The following is a 16705-nucleotide window of genomic DNA, read 5'->3' on the forward strand; positions in this document are numbered from 1 at the left end:
AACAAAAAACCGCCGCGCAATGGCGGCGGTTTTGACTGGAGTGTCTGCGAAACCTACTTCGAGACGAAGCAGCTTCCGCCAGCCGATTTCAGCTGCGAGCAGAGACGGATTGCATCGTCCTTCGAAGAAGAAGGAATGCGCACACGATAGTAAGTGCCCTTCCCTGCGATCTCCGCCTTGACGATGTTCACGCCCTTGCCGGTCAGCAGGTTCCCGTAGCGCTGCGCCATGTCCTGATAGGATTTTTGCGCCGCTTCCACGGTCGGCTGCGAAGAAATCTGCACCGACCAGCCATCCGTACCGGTGGTTACCGGTGCGGGAGCCGGAGCCTGTGCGACAGGCTGCGTCGGCTGGCTCGGGGCTGCGGCCACCTGCGAAGACTGCTGCTGTGCAGCTGGCTGCTGCGGCGCCGCCGGCGCTGCAGGCCGCGATGTCGGCACCGGCGCCTGCACATTCGGGGCGGCGGCCGTTTCGCCGGCACCCGTCTGGGCTGTGCCGGAAACAGGCGCATTCTCACCGGCTGCCGCCAGCCTTGCGTCAGGCGCAACCTCTTGTGCATTGCCGGTCGCAGCAGGCGCGCCCGCCGTTTCCGTCGCCGTCTGCACCGGAGCTTCCGGCTCGCGCGGAACAATCGTTCCGTCGGGACGAACCACCATGGTGCGCACGCGGCGCGGGGTCATTGCCGTCACCGGCTCACTGGTCGGCGCTGCGGTGTCACCTGCATTCGGATCAAGACGTTCTTCCGACTTCGGTGCGGCAAGCGGAACCTCGACGGGCTCCTCTGCCGTGGACACCAGGCGCTCCTGCGCGGGATCGCTGTCCGTCTCACCACCGGTCACACGCTGATAGACCTGATTGTCCTGATTGGGGACCTGCTGGCCGCCCGGGTTTTCAGGCTTCACCTTGACCGGGTCATTGTCCGCGCGAACCACCGCCGGGGCCGTGTTGTCATCGCCGCCACCGGATCCCAGTGCGAAGAAGGCAATCGCGCCAACCACGGCGACACCACCAACCGCAGCCGCGATCAGCGTGTTGCGACGGCTCTTGAGCGGGTTGGAGCGCGAGGCCGCAGCCGCAGCAGCTGCCGCTGCGGGCGCTGCCGCCTGTTCTGCCGGCGTAAATTCGTCGACGGGCTCGTCCCAGGGCGTCATGGCCGGGGCAAATCCATCCGCAGCTTCCGCACGACCGGAAACCGCCGCACCGGCATCCCTGCCCGCAGCGAAATCATCGTCGAACTCGCCGGTTTCGGCAAAGCTGTCGGCAAAGGCCGTCTCGAAGTCGAAATCGTCCTGCGGACGCCGCGGCTCATCGCCCTCAAGGGCAGCTGCGGCATAGGCGTCTCTGGGAATGGACGATGCCGGCGTTTCCTCGGCCGCGCTTCTGGTCTCTGCACGCTCGGGCAGGCTCTCGCTATCGCCGAAAGCACGCGCCAGCGCCAGTTCCAGATCATCCGCCTCGGCTGCCGGCGCATGCTCCGGCTCGCTCACGAATTCCGGGATGTGGGCGGAATCGGTAACGGGAACGCGCTCATTGCCGGGAACATCGACCGTATCGATGAACGGCGTGCTGGCTTCGCTGCCGCCACCATAGCTCACATTCGGCTGCGGCTCTTCAGGCTGCTGCCAGAACGGAATGGACGATGCCGGTGTGGTCTCGGTTGCCTCGGGCGCGACTGGCTCATGCGTCTCGACAGACTGGAGGGCCTCGGGCGCTCCAAAATCAAGATCACCCCAGTCGAAGCTCGTTTCGGGGGTCGGTTCTCTCTGCGGCTCCATGACGGGTTCCGCCACCTCCTCTTCCGCAAGAGCCCCCGCAGCCAGTTGCTGTTCGAGACTGGCCGCAAAATCATGGTCATCGCCGGCCATGTCTGCATCGACAGTACCAGACTTTTCAGCCCCCTGCGCAACGGAATTTGCGAAGGCCTGAGGCGAAAGATAGGGATCCGCACCGCCCGAAACCCGAACGGCGTCGGCAAGAGCCGCCGAAATGTCGGTGGCTGGCGGCACGTCGATTTCGGAGAATGTCGATGGAACATCCCCGGCAACGGCATCCGCCGTATCCGTGTCCTCAGAAGGCATGCTTGCCCAGGCGTCGGGCTCCGGGAACATGTCCTCGTCCTCAACGCCCGCTCCAGTGGGAGTGGCGGAAGACGTGATGTCGGTCTCGACCGTCTGCTCTGGCTGCACGTTCATGGGTTGCGTGACCATGGGCTGGGAGTGCATGGACTGTGTGTGCAGGGGCTGTGCGTGCACGTAACGCGTATCGGCCGCGTCTGATTCGACCGGCTGAGCGGATACGTCGCTCACCTGCCAGTTGTCGGCTGCAAGCGAAGCTTCAAGGTCATTGTCGAGCTGTGCAAAATCGCTCTCATCGAACGTTACGACCGGCTCCTCGGCTGGCTCCGGCGCGCTTTCCTCGATGGGCTGCTGCTCTTCCGCAGCGAAGGACGCAAACTCACGGGCGCTCGCATCAATGTCGAACTCGGAAAAATGCTGTTCGATATCGTGCGGGTCAAAAGCCGGAGGCGCTTCATGGCCCTGACGGGCCTCGGGAGCCTCGGGCGCTGCAAACGCATCGTGCTGCGAAACCTGCCCCGGCTCCTGAGCAGCGGCCACCGGCTCGCGCTCCATGGAAGGTTCAAACGACGGTTCAGGCTCTGCCATGGATGCGGCCGGGGAAGCGGAAACGTCTGCCGACACGGCTTCCTCCACGGGCTCGAGGCGCATTTCGCTCTCAAAGCTCGCCGCAAAGGTCTCGTCGAGTTCATTTGCCATGTCGGAGGCAAGATCCACTTCGGGCTCCTGCTCCATCGCTCCGGGCTCTTCAGCCGCTGGCGGCGCTTCGAAGCGCCAGTCCTGCGTCTGCATTTCCGGACGGCTGAGGTCTTCGGCCGGTTCTTCGCGAACCTCGTCGGAAAACTCCGCCAGGTCGCCCAGCAGCTCGTTCTCAAGCTCGAGGGCGAGATCATCGCCCTCCTGCCCTGCTGCATTGCCAGAATCCTCGGCGCGCCGTGGATCATGCCCCATAATGCGGGTCAGTTCCGCAAACGGGTCATCATCAGCAAAAACGGCGCTATCCGCACGTTGGTTCGGGCTATGATCTGCCATACCTTTTTCCGCACTCACACTCGGTAGACGCCCGCGACGTCATACAATTGTCGGGTACCAGCGCAATGTGGGCAAAAGGTGACAGACGATCGCACCCCTTTCGGGATGAGATTAGCGCATCTCTGAAGGCGCCTCGGCCCCGATCAACGCAAGTCCGGATGTGAGTACATCACGAACTGCCTGCACCAGACCCAGTCTGGCGTAGGTCAATTCTGGATCGTTAACCTTAACAAAACGTAAGTCGTCTGTCTCGCTGCCGCGATTCCACTGAGCGTGGAAGAGGCTCGCCAGGTCGTAGAGGTAGAATGCCAGCCTGTGCGGCTCCATCGCCTGGGCTGCACTTTCGACCAGACGCGGGTACTCGGCGAGCTTGCGTACAAGCGCCATTTCGCCCTCGTCGGAAAGCTTCGAAAGCTGCGCCTTCATCTCCTCGCGACCGAATTCCGCAATGCCCAGCTGCTCGCTCGCCTGGCGGAAAGCCGAGTGGCTGCGCGCAGATGCATACTGCACGTAAAAGACCGGATTGTCCTTGGACTGCTCGGTCACCTTCTGGAAGTCGAAGTCGAGCGGCGCATCGTTCTTGCGATAGAGCATCATGAAACGGATCGGATCACGCCCGACCTCGTCCACCGCCTCGCGCAGGGTCACGAACTCGCCTGCCCGCTTGGACATGCGCACCGGCTCGCCGCCACGGAACAGCTTCACGAGCTGGCAAAGCAGCACCGTCAGCTCCACCTTGTCTTCGGCCAGCGCCCGCGCCACGGCCTGAAGCCGCTTCACATAACCGCTGTGATCAGCGCCCAGCACATAGATCATATGCTCGAAGCCACGATCCAACTTGTCCTTCATATAGGCCACGTCGGCGGCAAAATAGGTGAAGCTGCCATCCGACTTCATCAACGGACGGTCGATGTCATCGCCCACTTCGGTGGAGCGGAACAGGGTCTGCTCGCGGTCTTCCCAGTCTTCCGGCTTCTGCCCCTTCGGCGGCGGCAGCTTGCCCTTGTAGACATGGCCCTTCATGGTCAGATCGTTGATCGCGGAACGGATCGCCCCGCCATTGCCCTCATGCAGCGAACGTTCGGAGAAGAACACGTCGTGGCGGATGTTCAGCGCGGCGAGATCGTCGCGGATCATCTGCATCATGCTCTCGACCGTCCTGTCCTTGACGATCGCCATCGCGTCTGCGGACGGCATTTCCAGAAGCCGGGTGCCATATTCGTCCGCCAGCGCCTTGCCGACCGGCTTCAGGTAATCGCCCGGATAGAGACCTGCGGGGATTTCGCCGATGTTCTCGCCAAGGGCCTCGCGGTAGCGCACCATGACCGACTGGCCGAGCACGTCGATCTGCACGCCCGCATCGTTGATGTAGTACTCGCGCACCACGTCATAACCGGCGAAATCGAGCAGATTGGCCAGCGCATCGCCAACCACCGCGCCGCGGCAATGGCCCACATGCATCGGGCCGGTCGGGTTGGCCGACACATATTCCACGTTCACCTTCTCGCCCCTGCCGAGCTGCGAACGGCCATAATTCGTGCCCAGGTCGAGCATTTCGCCAAGCCGCGCCTGCCAGAAGCTGTCGCTCAGCTTCAGGTTCACGAAGCCGGGACCGGCCACGGAGGCAACCGCCACATCCGGATCGGCCTCGAACGCCTTGGCGATCTTCTCGCCCAGCGCGCGCGGATTGTCGCCAACGGCCTTCGCCAGCACCATGGCTGCATTGGTCGCCACATCGCCATGGCTGGCGTCTCGCGGCGGCTCCACGGCGACGCGCGAAAGGTCAAGCGGCTCACCGTTGCTGGCCTGCAGGCCAAGGGCTTCAATGGTCTTTGCGACCCGATCCGAAAAATCGGCGAAAATGTTCATGGACGATGTCCTGAAAAAGGTTCGGTTGAAAGGTACCGTCCGCCCGGTGGCGGAATTGCGGTTGGCACTAGCTCAATTCAGGAGTCTGGTCAAACAGACGTCGATGTTCCTTCACCGCGTAGGTGTCGGTCATGCCGGCCAGAAAATCGGCCACATGCCGCGCCTTTTCAGCGTCTTGTGCCACATCCAGCCCCTCGCGCCAGCCCTCAGGCATTTGGCGTGGATTGTCGAAATAGGCGTCGAACAGGTCCTTCACGATGCGGTCGGCATTGGCCCGCACCGCCACAACCGTCTCATGCCGGTAGAGATTGGCGTAAAGGAAGCGCTTCAGCTCCTTTTCATCCGCCGCCATGCCGTCGGAGAAGGCCACAATCGTCTGTCCCGCATCGTGCACATCGTCCGCATTCGCGGGCTTCAGTTCTTCCAGACGCTGCCTTGACGCCACGATCACATCCTCGACCATCACCGTGATCTGCCGGCGCATCAGCTCATGCCCGCGCCGCACCGGATCGAGATCGGGATAGCGTTCCTCAACCGCGCTCAGAATTCTTCCCGGCAGGCCAACGCCCGCCATCATGTCGAGCGTGAGCAGGCCCGAGCGCAGACCGTCATCGATGTCATGGGCGTTATAGGCAATGTCGTCGGCAATGGCCGCGCACTGGGCCTCGATGCCCGCATAGCGCGCCAGCTCCAGATCGTGCCGCGCCACATAATCCAGAATGGGCTGCGGCACCGGCCCCTCGAGCCCCCTGCCCTGTGCATCCATCAGCGGGCCATTGTGCTTCACCAGCCCTTCCAGCGTTTCCCAGGAAAGGTTCAACCCGTCGAACTCGGCATAGCGGTTCTCAAGTTCCGTCACGATCCGCAGCGACTGTGCGTTGTGATCAAACCCGCCCCAGCGCGCCATGCATTCGTCGAGCGCATCTTCGCCCGTATGGCCGAATGGCGTGTGGCCGAAATCGTGAACCAGCGCGATGGCTTCCGCCAGATCCTCGTCACAGCACAGCGCCCGCGCCAGAGCACGGGCGATCTGCGCCACCTCGATGGAATGGGTCAGCCGCGTGCGGTAATGGTCGCCCTCATGGGCGATGAAAACCTGCGTCTTGTGCTTCAGGCGGCGAAAAGCGGTCGAATGGATGATCCTGTCGCGGTCGCGCTGAAAAGGCGTTCGTGTCGGGCTTTCCGGTTCTGGAAAAAGCCGCCCCCGCGAGGCCGCCGGGTCCGTGGCGTAAACCGCCCTTGGCCGATACCCGAAGCCGATGTCCCGCAAACCCTGTTCACTGTGCATGATCCGCCACACCGTTGGGGCAGACCGTTTCAGGCCTGCCGCTGTTGCTGTTTCAACCCCAACTGCACCACTCGGACAAACCCGACTGCGTTGCTCAGGTTGACTTGCCGCCTGCGGCTTCATACCTATTCCATGAACACGAACGCAAGGTGACCGTCAGGACAACCACCATGGGCATGGACGCGGGAACGGAAATGAAGAGCGTTGAACTGACCGAGGCTGCGGCCCGGCGCATTACCAGCATCCTCAAGGACGAGCCGGGCAAGATCGCCCTGCGCGTGTCCGTCGAGGGCGGCGGCTGCTCCGGTTTCTCCTATGCATTCGACCTGGTCGGTGAGCGCAATGAGGACGACCACGCCATCGAGCGGGACGGAGCCACCGTCCTGATCGACGATCTCTCGCTGGTCTATATGGGCGGCTCGGTGATCGATTTTGTCGACGACCTGATCGGCCAGTCCTTCCAGATCAGAAACCCGAACGCCGTCGCCTCCTGCGGCTGCGGAACCAGTTTCTCCATCTGATCCAAAAATCCCTTTCAGAAAAAAGCGTCGCGCCCCCTGTGCGGCGCTTTTTTTTCGTGCGCATTTTCCGGCGCATTCTTTCCGTGGGCGCTCTGTCACAGCCAGAACCCGATTGACGCAGCGGCTGAACCCGCTACAAGGGCGGCCGCCTCAATGAGGCATTTTTATTCAACTATATATTTGTTTTAAAAGGTTATTTCATGAACAGACGAGATATGGCGGGGCTTCTCGTGCTCCCCGCATTGCTGGCGTCAATGCACACGCCCGCCCGCGCCGACGATCAGGCTCCGAAGGCTGATTATCAGCGGGTCCAGCCGCTCCTCGACACGAAGAGCACCATCCTTGATCAGAAGCTCATCTACCCGAATGGCGAGGCCGAGCTGAAAGCGGTCGTGGTCACGCTGATGCCGGGCGAGGAAACCGGGCGTCACATGCACACGGTTCCCCTGTTCGGTCACATTCTGGAAGGTGAACTCGCCATTCAGTACGAAGGCGAGGAAGAGAAGACCTTCAAGGCCGGCGACAGCTTCATCGAAGCGCTCAACACCTGGCACAATGGCCGCGTGGTGGGCGACAAGCCGGCCCGCATTCTCGCCGTCTTCATCGGCAACGCAGAAACGCCGCCCGTCATCCGCCCCTGACAGCGCGCGGCCCCGACCATTTTGCGTCTTCGGGAGCAAGCCCCCGAAGACGCGTGCGGCTTACGCTTCGTTCTCGCCCCCGACCTCTTCAGGCAGGATCAGGTTAAGGACGATGGCCAGGAATGCCGCCGGCAACAGGCCGGAGGTCAGCAGGATCTGCGCCGTCTTCGGCAGGTGCTGGAGTGCTGCCGGCTCCATCTGAAGCCCGAGCCCGACCGAAAGCGACACGGCGAAGATCACCATGTTGCGGCGGTTCCAGTTCACTTCCGAAAGCATGTTGATGCCCGCTGCCGCAACCATGCCGAACATCACGATCACGCCGCCACCCAGCACCGTGATCGGCACGGTCGAGATGATTGCGCCCACCTTGGGGATCAGACCGCAGACAATCAGGAAGACCGCGCCGCAGGTCACCACATGCCGGCTCATCACGCCCGTCATCGAGATCAGGCCGACATTCTGGCTGAACGAGGTGTTCGGCAGACCGCCGAAAATGCCGCCAATGGCCGTTCCAAGACCATCCGCATAGGTCGCACCGGAGATTTCCTTCTCCGTCGCCTCACGGCCCGCACCCCCCTTGGTGATGCCCGACACGTCCCCCACGGTCTCGATGGCCGAGATGACCGCCATGAAGCACATGCCGATGATTGCGGGCGCAGCCAGTTCAAAGCCCCATTTGAAGGGAACGGGAACGGCCATCCAGGATGCATTGCCAACATTGGAGAAGCTCACCATCCCCATGGCGAGCGCGACCACATAGCCGGCGATGAGGCCCAGAAGCACGGCTGCAATCGACCACATGCCGCGCGCGAAGAATTTTAGCAGAAGCGTCACGACAACCACGACCAGCGCCACGCTCCAGTTCTGAAGGCTGCCATATTCCGGCTTGCCGATCAGCGGCACACCGCCTGCCGAATACTGGATGCCCACCTGAATGAGCGACAGGCCGATCATGAGAACGATCAGACCGGTCACCAGCGGCGGCAGCGCAAAGCGCAGGCGTCCGACAAAGCTGCCCAGGAAGAAGTGGAAAATGCCACCGATCACGACACCGCCCATCAGTGCGCCCATGGCGGCCACGCCCTGCCCGGCCACGACCGGGATCATCACCGGCAGAAAGGCGAAGCTCGTGCCCTGCACGATCGGCAGCCTTGCGCCCACCGGGCCCATGCCAATTGTCTGAAACAGCGTCGCGATGCCCGCAAACAGCATCGCCATCTGGATCATGTAGATCAAATTCGGAAAATCGGGCGAGTTGGAGCCAAAACCGAAACCGGCCGCTCCCGCCACGATAATGGCCGGCGTGACGTTCGAAACGAACATCGCCAGCACATGCTGAATGCCCAGCGGCACCGCCTGCATCAGCGGTGGCGTATAATCTGGATTGCTCAAATCGGCCCGCGATAAAGCATCGCCGGCGCGCTCCATTGTCTGTGTCATTTCGTTCCCCGGTTGTGTTTCAGATTTTCTGAAATCTTTTCTTGAAATCATCGGGCACAATGGGGCGCGCAACTATCTATAATTTTTTGAAAGACAGACACGGATTCAAACAGTAAGCGTCCGCAGCATTGAAGCTTTTCGCGAAGGAAATTCTTCAGCTTTTTCTGTTTGGATCGCCTTGTTCCCAGCCCTGACCGGACCGGGCTCACATGAGCCCGGTCCCACCGTTCAAAATCAATGCCAGCCCGCGGAAAGACGCCGAACGCCTGATGCTGCCACTCCAAGCCCTCAAGAGATCCGCTCGCTACGCGTTGATCCGGGCTGGCCTGGAAGGTTCAGCCATTGCCCTCAGGACAGGCCTGCCATCGAAAACGCCGGCACGCGGCGTCATCTTCGCCCTGCATCACGTGGATCCGCAGACGCCGCCAGGCTGGACGCCCAATGCGTGGCTCAGCATCACGCCCGCTTTTCTTGAAGAAGCGATCAACGCCGCGCGCGCACAGGGGCTCACCCCCATCGCGCTCGAAGACCTGCCCGAACGCCTGGCCGACGAGAGCGACACACGCCGCTATGTTTCTTTCACGCTCGATGACGGTTATCGCGACAATGCCCGCTTTGCCGCGCCCGTGTTCCAGCGTCACGGCATTCCCTACACGATCTTCATCACCTCGGGCTTCATCGAGCGCAGCCGCTCGATCTGGTGGAAGACGGCGCAGGAAATCACCATGTGCTGCGAAACGGTCGACCTCGCACGCATCGGCGTCGATGGGCGCGTGAGCGCCGGCACCCGCATGGCCAAGATCGCCCTGTTTGACCGGCTGTCGGATCTCGTGACGGATGCGCAGGACGAAGACGCGGCAATCGCGCTGCTGGACGATCTTGCGCTGGCCCATGGCGTCAATCCGCTGGAGATCACCGAACGCCTCACCATGAGCGCGGAAGAGCTTGCCGATCTTGCAGGCGATCCACTTGCCCGTTTCGGCGCGCACACGCTGACCCACGCCAATTTGCGCAAGGTCAACGACGCCCGCCTCCATCAAGAGCTTTCCGCCTCCGCCTCGAAGCTTCGCGGCTATGTGGGCGTTTCTCCCACGACCTTCGCCTATCCCTATGGCTATCCGTCCGCCGTGGGTGCACGCGAAATCGCCGCCGTGGAACAGGCGGGCTTTGCCGCTGCGGTCACCACGCAGCCCGGCCTGCTCTTGCCCGGCGCACGCGACGCGCTCGCAGCCCTGCCCCGCGTCTCGCTCAACGGGTTCTATCAGCGCCGCCGCTATGTCGAGGCGCTTCTCTCCGGTCTGCCCTTCCGCCTGCGAGGCAGCCCGGCCGCGCAATAGGGCGCGCAAGGCATGGGCTGTCAGTATCCTGCACAAGGCGGTTGCGGCCCCTTCCCGTCCAACCTAAGAAGAGGTTGAGCTGTGGAAGGGCCCCCATGAAGATCGCTACCTGGAACATCAACGGCGTCAAGGCGCGCATCGACAATCTGCTGCACTGGCTCAGCGAGTCCAGCCCGGACATCGCCTGCCTGCAGGAGATCAAATCCGTCGACGAACTGTTCCCGCGCGAGGCCATCGAGGCGCTCGGCTACAATGTCGAGACCCATGGCCAGAAGGGCTTTAACGGCGTCGCCATTCTTTCCAAACTGCCTTTCGACGAGGTCAACCGCCGCCTGCCCGGCGATGACAGCGACGAACAGGCCCGCTTCATCGAAGGTGTCTTCTCCACCGACAAGGGCGTTCTCAGGGTCGTGTCGCTCTACCTGCCAAACGGCAACCCCGTCGACACCGAGAAATTCCCTTACAAACTTGGCTGGATGGAGCGGCTCGAGCGCTGGAGCGCAGAGCGCCTGAAACTCGAAGAGCCGCTCGTTCTTGCCGGCGACTACAACGTCATTCCCGAGCCCGAAGATGCGAAAAACCCGGACGCCTGGGTGGGTGACGCCCTGTTCAGGCCCGAAAGCCGCCAGGCCTTCCGTCGTCTCGGCGCACTCGGCTTCACAGACGCACTGCGCGCCGTCAATGATCAAACCGGCGTCTACACATTCTGGGATTATCAGGGTGGCTCCTGGCAGAAGAACAACGGCATCCGCATCGATCACCTGATGCTGTCGCCAGAGGCCGCAGACCATCTGGGGACCGTCACGGTGGAAAAGCACACGCGCGGCTGGGAGAAGCCCTCCGATCACGTGCCGGTCGTTGTCGATCTGAAGCTCAACCCCGCCTGAGGCAAACGCCCCGTATCCTGCCCCTTGGGGTGCTGCCCCTCAAAGCCGCTTGATGGCCCGCGCCGCGCTTGCGTGCTATCATTTGCGGGTTATGGGCATGTTCTGGTCCTTCCCGGTCGTCGCACTGGCGACAACACTCTGCCTGCCGGTCGCAGCATCTGCTGCGCCCGAATGTGCGTGCCGCGCCAATGGCAAGACCTTCGCGCAGGGCGAAACGGCCTGTCTGGCAATGCCGGACGGCCCGCGCCTCGCGCGCTGCGAGATGGTGCTCAACAATTCTTCATGGAAGGTTCTGGATCGCCCCTGCGTTGAGACGGCAAGGCTTCCAGAGAAACTGTCTTATCCGACAGCCACGCGGCTCAGCGCCGCAACCAGCGGGAAATAGCCCCGCCGGGTTTCATGCTTCAGTCGAAGCCGTTTTCGCGCAGATCATGCGCCAGTGCGATTGCCGTGCGGCGATCCGATTCGCCGGCCAGCGCAAAGGCCTGCTCCTGCATACCGCGGATCCAGCCCACATCGTTTGGTGCGGCATGGTCGAGCGCAGCGGTCATCATCGCCAGCCCCTTCACCACGCGCCCGCTCTCGAACAGGATGTGTCCGAGCATCGCCTGCGCGCCGGAATGGCCCTTTTCAGCAGCCAGCTGGAACCAGCGGGCGGCCTGCTGCACGCTCTGTGCAACGCCCTCGCCGTTCAGGAACATTCTGCCGACCTGATACTGCGCCTCGGAATTGCGATAGGTCGCAGCCGCACGCATGAAATGTTCCTGCGCGGCCAGCGGATTGGCGCGGATCGGGCTGTCGGGAATACCAGCCTTGAGATATTTGCCAAGCGCCACAAGCGCATCGGAAATGTAGGTCTCGTCGGGGCTGCCCGGACGCACTTCCTGCTGCGCAACCGCAGAGAAGAACTTGAAGGCTTCGTAGTCGTTGCGCGCAACGCCATCGCCTTCGGCATACATGCGCGCCAGTTTCCAGCGCGCGCCGACCTGACCGTTTTCAGCGGCGTAGCGGTAGGCCTCGACGGCTTCCTGCTTTTCGCCGCGCTTGTAGGCAGAGAAGCCGAAGCGGAACACGGCCCACGGGCTGCGCTTCTCCGGCTCCTGGATCACGGCGTTCTCGTCGAGCGCGTAAGCGGCTCCCGGTAGCGCCACGAAGGACGCTACCAGGCCGGCAAGAACAGCTGTTTTCCCTGCTTCAAATATCCGCATAACAGTGCGTTTCTTTCTTAGCCCCGGGATGGGTCACCGCGCCATCGCGAGCCGGACCAACCGTCTGGGCATACTTCCAGATCGCGCCCGACTGATAGTCTGTCTCACGCGGTTTCCAATCCTTGGCGCGCTCTGCGAGTTCTTCATCGCTGAGCGCCACGTCGATCGTGCCGTCAACGGCATTGATCGTGATCATGTCGCCATCCTTCAGCAGACCGATCGGTCCACCGACCGCAGCCTCAGGCCCGACATGGCCGATGCAGAAGCCGCGCGTTGCGCCGGAGAAACGGCCATCGGTGATGAGCGCAACCTTGTCGCCCATGCCCTGACCGTAAAGTGCGGCCGTGGTGGCAAGCATCTCGCGCATGCCGGGTCCGCCCTTCGGGCCTTCATAACGGATGACGAGCACTTCGCCTTCCTTGTAGTTCCGGTTCTGAACGGCTGCGAAGCATTCCTCTTCGGAATCGAAGCAGCGCGCCGGGCCCGTGAACTCCAGATTCTTCATGCCGGCGACCTTCACGATTGCACCTTCCGGAGCCAGATTGCCCCTGAGGCCAACCACACCGCCGGTCTTCGTGATGGGGTTATCCGCCGAACGAACGACGTCCTGTTCTTCATTCCACGGAACATGCTCCATGTTTTCGGCAATTGTGCGGCCAGTCACCGTCATGCAATCACCGTGTAAGAAGCCATGCTCCAGAAGCGTCTTCATGAGGAGCGGAATACCGCCGGCCTCGAACATGTCCTTGGCCACGTATTTGCCGCCCGGCTTCAGGTCGGCAATGTACGGGGTCTTCTTGAAGATCTCGGCAACGTCAAACAGCGTGAAGTCGATGCCGACCTCGTTGGCAATCGCCGGCAGGTGCAGCGCGGCGTTGGTCGAACCGCCCGAAGCGGCAACCACGGCAGCGGCGTTCTCCAGCGCCTTGCGGGTAACGATGTCGCGCGGGCGGATCTGCTTGGCGATGAGTTCCATCACCTTTTCGCCTGCCGCGTAGTTGAACCGGTCACGCATCTCGTAGGGAGCCGGCGCACCGCAGGAATAAGGCAGCGCCAGGCCGATGGCCTCGGCAACCGTCGCCATGGTGTTGGCGGTGAACTGCGCGCCACAGGAACCGGCCGACGGGCAGGCCGCCTGCTCGATTTCGGTCAGGTCGGCGTCGGAGATCGAGCCGACGGAGTGCTGGCCCACGGCCTCGAACACGTCCTGAACGGTGATCTGGCGACCACGGTAATTGCCGGGAAGGATCGAACCGCCATAGATGAAGACGGACGGCACGTTGAGGCGCACCATCGCCATCATCATGCCCGGCAGCGACTTGTCGCAGCCGGCGAGGCCCACGATCGCGTCATAGCAATGGCCGCGCATGGTCAGCTCGACCGAGTCCGCGATGACCTCACGCGACACCAGCGACGACTTCATGCCCTGGTGGCCCATGGCGATGCCGTCGGTCACGGTGATGGTGGTGAATTCGCGCGGCGTGCCATGGGCGGCTGCAACGCCCTTCTTGACCACCTGCGCCTGGCGCATAAGCGAAATGTTGCACGGCGCTGCCTCGTTCCAGCAGGTGGCAACACCCACGAGCGGCTGCGCGATCTCGTCCTCCGAAAGCCCCATGGCGTAAAGATAGGAGCGATGCGGCGCCTTTGCCGGGCCCACCGTCACGTATCGGCTTGGAAGTTTGTCTTTCGAAATTGCTTTAGCGTCCATAACTACCCCATCCGCAGCGCGCGGCATTCTCCTGAACATTCGGTTGTATCCCGAGCGCCATCGAGCATTTTCGATGCGCCGGGTTTATGGCGGGAAATTGACGTTCCGTCCCACGCTAGTCTTAGCCGAATGCTTATTGAGAAACTGTTGCCAAATGGGCACAGAAGTCTGTGCGTAGACTTCGGGGTGTCGGACAGGGCGAAAACACGCCCTGCCCCGGAGCATCAAATCAGGACTGAGCCCGTTGTTCTTCGCGCTTGCGCGCAAGGATGGAGATCACGACCGACCCGCCGATCAGGAGCGCCGTGACAGAGAGTGCCACCGGCGACGGGATCTTGATCCAGTGCGCGATCAGCATCTTGAAGCCGATGAACATCAACACGAGCGACAGGCCCGTCTGAAGGTATTTGAAATTGCGCATCATGCCCGAAAGCACGAAGAACATGGCGCGCAGCCCCATCACCGCAAAGACGTTGGACGAGAAAACGATGAAGGGATCGTTCGAGATCGCCAGCACCGCAGGGATCGAATCCACCGCGAAGATGAGATCGGTGAACTCCACCGTGACCAGAACCACGAAAAGCGGGGTCATGTAGAGAAGGCCGTTGCGCCGCGTCAGGAAGCGCGAGCCTTCATACTCTTCCGTCACGCGTCCGGTGCGCATCAACAGCTTCACGATCCGGCTTTCGCCGGGGTCCACCATTTCGTCGTCGGACGTCATCATCTTGAAGCCGGAGAAAACCAGCAGCGCGCCAAGCGCCATGCCGATCACCATGAACTGATCAACGAGCTTCACGCCCGGCACGATCAGCGAGAGACGCATCACGATCGCGCCAAGAATGCCGTAGAAGAGAACCCGGTACTGGGCCTCCGACGGCACTTTGAAATAGGTGAAGATGAGCGCGATGACGAAAATGTTGTCGAGGGAAAGCGCCTGCTCGACCAGATAACCGGTCAGAAATTCGGCGCCGCGGTCCTTGCCGCCGAAGTAGAACACGCCTGCTGCAAAGACCATGGCGAGCGCCACATAGCCGGCAACGGTTTTCATCGCCTCACGCGTGGTGATCACGTGATCGCGGCGATGCAGGACAAAAAGGTCGAAAAAGAGAATAACGGCCACAAAAGCTAGAAAGCCGGGCCAGAGCCAATCATGGGTTGTCATTGGAAGGATACGAGGTTTGCGCCGCGTTTGCGCGTTGTCGTTCGATCCGACATCACAGGCAACGCCTTGCCTGCCAGAGGGGCCCGGACCGGGTGACTGCCTCTTATGTGCTGCAAAATCCGGCGCAGTACAAGCCTTCGGATCCGCCGAACTGCCCAAGCCATGCAAAAATGCATGGCATTTTCACCCCTTCCCCAAACAAAAAGACCCGGCCGAAGCCGGGTCTCGAAAAACAGTCTGCGCGACGCGTTACCAGCGCACCTTCATGGAGGCGGAGAGCGCGCCAACCAGATCATTGCCGAAGGTGTAGGAGACGTCGTTGCCGTAGACCCGACCGTCATCGCCCACGATGGCGCCGGATTCGCCAGAGGTCAGAATGCCGAGCGCTCCACTCAGGCGCATCTCCACATTCTCGTTGGGCGTATAGGCAACACCGCCGCCAAGCGTCCAGGAATCGGCCTGATGACCAAAGCCCTTCGAGGTGCCGCGATCCCAGGTCAAGCTCGCCGCAGCGCTCCACTGCTCATTGAACTTGTGGCCAAGACCACCGGAAACCGTCCAGCCGTCCCGGTACAGAAGATCAAGCGACGTCGCCCTGTTGCTTGTGGTGGTGCAAGGCGAGCCGCGTGTGGATTCCGGGCAAAACGGGATGGACTGAAGAATGCTCCAGTTCACCCATTTGACAGAGCCGAAGGCCAGCCAGTTGGGCGCGATACCGGATTGAAGCTTGAGTTCCACGACCTCTGGCATTTCAGCCGAGCCATATACCGGGGTCACCTGACCGAGAAGCGGCCCAATGGGGGGATTCCGGGAGAGATCCAGCGTACCGGTCACGTCGTCCAGCTTGACCCGAGAGTTATAAACCAGGCTCGCGCGGAAGGCGATTTCCGGAATTTCGTAGGCCGCACCGACGCGCCAGCCCACGCCGCTCCCCTCAAGATTAAGACGCCCAACACCGTTTCCGAACGGAGTCGCGGGCGTAACAAGACGTTCCTTGAAACCCTTGAGCTGCTGGTAGAACACACCGCCGAGTACGCGGAATTCGCCCTTCCCTGCCTGCATCTTGTAGGAGCAGGTTCCGCCAAAGCTGTGGCTGTTGACCTTGGTCTCAATGTTGTGATTTGCACCTGCCCAGTTCGCGCCAGGATTGGTGTGCACGCCCCATGGCTCCGAATAGTCGACCAGACAGTCTACCTGCTCGCCAATGCCGACCTTGAGGCCAAGACGCGGGGAGAAATAACTCTCCGTATCCTTCACCCCCTGCGACGGCCCTGCCGGCGTGCCATCCAGCGGATTCGTATCGACAACATTGTCGAGCTTACGCTGAGGCATCACATAGGTGCCGGTCGCCTCCGCAGCGAACGGTGCCGAATTGAACAGTAGATCAACATTGTAACCACCGCGCTCCAGCCCGCCGGCCTGAGCGGCGCCCACCGCTGCCGAAGACAACAACGCTGCCGAAACAAAGCGAACAAAACCCATGAGAACCCTCTCCTCCAATTGTCCGATGGGAGGATAGCAGCGCCATGCCCCA

General features: G+C 61.9%; 13 protein-coding genes. 5 read left to right on the forward strand and 8 right to left on the reverse strand.

Annotated features, from left to right (window positions below; all coding sequences use genetic code 11):
• Positions 1-53: 53 nt before the first annotated feature.
• The 3 genes from ACRTG1_RS12995 to ACRTG1_RS13005 form a co-directional block, all read right to left on the reverse strand.
• Complete coding sequence (locus tag ACRTG1_RS12995; protein WP_432516235.1) at positions 54-3107, reverse strand: SPOR domain-containing protein; 3054 nt, start codon at positions 3105-3107, stop codon at positions 54-56.
• Between the two features lie 111 nt (positions 3108-3218).
• A complete protein-coding gene (gene argS / locus ACRTG1_RS13000; protein WP_299935267.1) occupies positions 3219-4976 on the reverse strand; it encodes an arginine--tRNA ligase in 1758 nt (585 codons plus the stop codon).
• A 67-nt stretch (positions 4977-5043) separates the two neighbouring features.
• Entirely contained in the window at positions 5044-6264 is a 1221-nt protein-coding gene (locus ACRTG1_RS13005) for a deoxyguanosinetriphosphate triphosphohydrolase (protein WP_206552316.1), read from the reverse strand.
• A gap of 170 nt (positions 6265-6434) precedes the next feature.
• On the opposite strand from ACRTG1_RS13005, the gene erpA reads away from it, so the two are divergent.
• Together erpA and ACRTG1_RS13015 are read left to right on the forward strand one after the other, a co-directional pair.
• The gene (gene erpA, locus ACRTG1_RS13010; protein WP_206546368.1) at positions 6435-6785 is read left to right on the forward strand and encodes an iron-sulfur cluster insertion protein ErpA; all 351 of its coding nucleotides are present in this window, start codon (positions 6435-6437) and stop codon (positions 6783-6785) included.
• Positions 6786-6985: 200 nt separating this feature from the next.
• Positions 6986-7426: a cupin domain-containing protein gene (locus ACRTG1_RS13015; RefSeq protein ID WP_224873587.1), complete on the forward strand. Its 441-nt coding sequence runs from the start codon at positions 6986-6988 to the stop codon at positions 7424-7426.
• Between the two features lie 60 nt (positions 7427-7486).
• Here ACRTG1_RS13015 and ACRTG1_RS13020 read toward each other — a convergent pair whose 3' ends face one another.
• Positions 7487-8866: a uracil-xanthine permease family protein gene (locus ACRTG1_RS13020; RefSeq protein ID WP_420506326.1), complete on the reverse strand. Its 1380-nt coding sequence runs from the start codon at positions 8864-8866 to the stop codon at positions 7487-7489.
• 269 nt (positions 8867-9135) lie between these two features.
• On the opposite strand from ACRTG1_RS13020, the gene ACRTG1_RS13025 reads away from it, so the two are divergent.
• The 3 genes from ACRTG1_RS13025 to ACRTG1_RS13035 all read left to right on the forward strand — a co-directional run bounded on the left by ACRTG1_RS13025 (position 9136) and on the right by ACRTG1_RS13035 (position 11475).
• A complete protein-coding gene (locus ACRTG1_RS13025) occupies positions 9136-10203 on the forward strand; it encodes a polysaccharide deacetylase family protein (RefSeq protein WP_432516236.1) in 1068 nt (355 codons plus the stop codon).
• Between the two features lie 95 nt (positions 10204-10298).
• Positions 10299-11090, forward strand: a complete 792-nt coding sequence (gene xth / locus ACRTG1_RS13030; protein WP_432516237.1) for an exodeoxyribonuclease III — start codon at positions 10299-10301, stop codon at positions 11088-11090.
• 97 nt (positions 11091-11187) lie between these two features.
• On the forward strand, positions 11188-11475 hold the full coding sequence (locus tag ACRTG1_RS13035) for a hypothetical protein (protein ID WP_432516238.1): 288 nt from the start codon (positions 11188-11190) through the stop codon (positions 11473-11475).
• A gap of 19 nt (positions 11476-11494) precedes the next feature.
• Here the strand turns inward: ACRTG1_RS13035 and ACRTG1_RS13040 are convergent, their stop codons facing one another.
• The 4 genes from ACRTG1_RS13040 to ACRTG1_RS13055 form a co-directional block, all read right to left on the reverse strand.
• Positions 11495-12298, reverse strand: a complete 804-nt coding sequence (locus ACRTG1_RS13040) for a tetratricopeptide repeat protein (RefSeq protein ID WP_113155487.1) — start codon at positions 12296-12298, stop codon at positions 11495-11497.
• Positions 12285-14009 (reverse strand): dihydroxy-acid dehydratase, encoded by a 1725-nt coding sequence (ilvD, locus tag ACRTG1_RS13045; protein WP_206546373.1) that lies wholly within the window; start codon positions 14007-14009, stop codon positions 12285-12287. Before ilvD ends, ACRTG1_RS13040 begins: the two co-directional genes overlap by 14 nt.
• 229 nt (positions 14010-14238) lie before the next feature.
• Positions 14239-15171 (reverse strand): TerC family protein, encoded by a 933-nt coding sequence (locus ACRTG1_RS13050; RefSeq protein WP_299935241.1) that lies wholly within the window; start codon positions 15169-15171, stop codon positions 14239-14241.
• A gap of 249 nt (positions 15172-15420) precedes the next feature.
• Positions 15421-16653: an OmpP1/FadL family transporter gene (locus tag ACRTG1_RS13055; protein WP_297559927.1), complete on the reverse strand. Its 1233-nt coding sequence runs from the start codon at positions 16651-16653 to the stop codon at positions 15421-15423.
• Positions 16654-16705 lie beyond the last annotated feature (52 nt).

Source organism: Nitratireductor sp. PBL-C9 (genome assembly GCF_050877045.1).
In the GTDB taxonomy this organism is placed as follows: Bacteria; Pseudomonadota; Alphaproteobacteria; order Rhizobiales; family Rhizobiaceae; genus Nitratireductor; species Nitratireductor aquimarinus.